Source organism: Streptococcus sp. SM3, assembly GCF_027497875.1.
The window spans coordinates 1-2,782 of the sequence record NZ_JAJNSA010000172.1; the positions used below are offsets into that span (position 1 = coordinate 1).

2 protein-coding genes and 1 pseudogene are annotated in these 2,782 nt (G+C 42.3%); all 3 read left to right on the forward strand.

The genetic code is table 11. The features are described from left to right. Positions 1-1,376: FAD-dependent oxidoreductase (locus PAN06_RS13680; RefSeq protein ID WP_269796600.1), on the forward strand; the 1,376-nt coding region annotated here is incomplete at its 5' end. Between the two features lie 70 nt (positions 1,377-1,446). Then, positions 1,447-2,151, forward strand: a complete 705-nt coding sequence (locus PAN06_RS13685; RefSeq protein WP_269796601.1) for an MIP/aquaporin family protein — start codon at positions 1,447-1,449, stop codon at positions 2,149-2,151. Positions 2,152-2,392: 241 nt separating this feature from the next. Then, a pseudogene (locus tag PAN06_RS13690) lies at positions 2,393-2,782 on the forward strand (MFS transporter); the annotation flags it as partial.

Below are 2,782 nucleotides of genomic sequence, written 5' to 3' on the forward strand. Positions count from 1 at the left end.
GCCAGCCAAACTTGAAGAAAGAAGGCTTGGTAGGAGGTGGGGTTTACCTTGACTTCCGTAACAACGATGCGCGTCTCGTGATTGAAAATATCAAACGTGCCAACCAAGACGGTGCACTCATTGCTAACCACGTGAAGGCAGAAGACTTCCTCTTTGACGAAAGTGGCAAGATTACAGGTGTTGTAGCTCGTGATCTCTTGACAGACCAAGTCTTTGAAATCAAGGCCCGTCTGGTGATTAACACAACAGGTCCTTGGAGTGATAAAGTACGTAACTTGTCTAATAAGGGAACCCAATTCTCACAAATGCGTCCAACTAAGGGAGTTCATTTGGTAGTGGACTCAAGCAAAATCAAGGTTTCACAGCCAGTTTACTTTGACACTGGTTTGGGAGATGGTCGTATGGTCTTTGTTCTCCCGCGTGAAAACAAGACTTACTTTGGTACAACTGATACAGACTACACAGGTGATTTGGAACATCCAAAAGTAACTCAAGAAGATGTAGATTACCTACTTGGCATTGTCAACAACCGCTTCCCAGAAGCCAACATCACCATTGATGATATCGAAAGCAGCTGGGCAGGTCTTCGCCCATTGATCGCAGGCAACAGCGCTTCTGACTACAATGGAGGAAATAACGGTACAATCAGTGATGAAAGCTTTAACAACTTGATTGCGACTGTTGAATCTTACCTCTCTAAAGAAAAAACACGTGAAGATGTTGAGTCTGCTGTTAGCAAGCTTGAAAGCAGTACCTCTGAGAAACATTTGGACCCATCTGCAGTTTCACGTGGTTCGAGCTTGGACCGTGATGACAATGGCCTCTTGACCCTTGCTGGTGGTAAAATCACAGACTACCGTAAGATGGCTGAAGGAGCTATGGAGCGCGTGATTGACATCCTCAAAGCAGAATTTGACCGCAGCTTTAAACTGATCAACTCTAAGACTTACCCTGTTTCAGGTGGGGAATTGAACCCAGCAAATGTGGACTCAGAAATCGAAGCCTTTGCGCAACTTGGAGTGTCACGTGGCTTGGATAGCAAGGAAGCTCACTATTTAGCAAATCTCTACGGTTCAAATGCACCGAAGGTCTTTGCTCTTGCTCATAGTTTAGAACAAGCACCAGGTCTTAGCTTGGCAGACACCTTGTCCCTTCACTATTCAATGCGCAACGAGTTGGCTCTGAGCCCAGTTGACTTCCTTCTTCGTCGTACCAACCACATGCTCTTTATGCGTGATAGTTTGGATAGTATCGTTGAGCCAGTTTTGGATGAAATGGGACGATTCTATGACTGGACAGAAGAGGAAAAAGCAGGCTACCGAGCGGATGTCGAAGTAGCTCTCGCTAATAACGACTTAGCAGAATTAAAAAATTAAGAAAAAATAAAAGAGGTGGAGGGCAGGACTCCTAGTCTACCCTCTCCTTCTTTTTAATGGAGACAGAAAGATGATGAATGAATTATTTGGAGAATTTTTAGGGACTTTAATCCTGATTCTTCTAGGAAATGGTGTTGTTGCTGGTGTGGTTCTTCCTAAAACCAAGAGCAACAGTTCAGGTTGGATTGTGATTACCATGGGTTGGGGGATTGCAGTTGCGGTTGCAGTCTTTGTATCTGGCAAGCTCAGTCCAGCTCATTTAAACCCAGCTGTGACAATTGGTGTAGCTTTAAAAGGTGACTTGCCTTGGGCTTCCGTTTTGCCTTATATCTTAGCCCAGTTCGCAGGGGCTATGCTCGGTCAGATTTTGGTTTGGTTGCAATTCAAACCGCATTATGAGGCAGAAGAAAATGCAGGCAATATCCTGGCAACCTTCAGTACTGGTCCAGCCATCAAGGATACTGTATCAAACTTGATTAGTGAAATCCTAGGAACTTTTGTATTGGTATTAACAATCTTTGCTTTGGGACTTTATGACCTTCAAGCAGGAATCGGAACCTTCGCAGTGGGTACCTTGATTGTCGGTATCGGTCTATCACTAGGTGGGACAACAGGCTATGCCTTGAACCCTGCGCGTGACCTTGGACCTCGTATCATGCACAGCATTTTACCAATTCCAAACAAGGGAGACGGAGACTGGTCTTACGCTTGGATTCCTGTTGTGGGACCTGTTATCGGTGCAGCCTTGGCCGTGCTTGTATTCTCACTTTTCTAATCTAGAAAACAATTATGTTGATAGAGCTTGAGATGAAAATCTCAGGCTTTTTTCATTGAGTATAACTTCTTAGAGCTAGCCTCCAACGATAATAATCATTCCTTTAAAAGTAGGAATAATAAAGGCAATAGTTTTTGCTTTTTTATGTGAAAAATCTCACTTCTGTTTTCTGCTATTTTATGCTAAAATATTAAAAATCAAATTTTAATTCTAGAGTTGGTAACTAAGATGGGAGCGTTACATGTCTAATTCATTTATTAAGTTGTTAGTCTCTCAATTGTTTGCAAATTTAGCAGATATTTTCTTTAGGGTAACAATCATTGCTAACATATACATTATTTCAAAATCAGTAATTGTCACGTCACTAGTTCCCATTTTAATAGGGATATCCTCTTTTGTTGCTAGTCTTCTAGTTCCTTTAGTTACTAAAAGGATAGCGCTAAATAGAGTTTTATCTTTATCCCAATTTGGAAAGACTATATTATTGGCGATACTGGTAGGAATGTTTACCATAATGCAATCCGTAGCGCCTTTGCTAACCTATCTATTTGTTGTTGCGATTTCCATATTGGATGGTTTTGCAGCACCTGTTTCCTATGCTATTGTGCCACGCTATGCGACCGATTTGGGT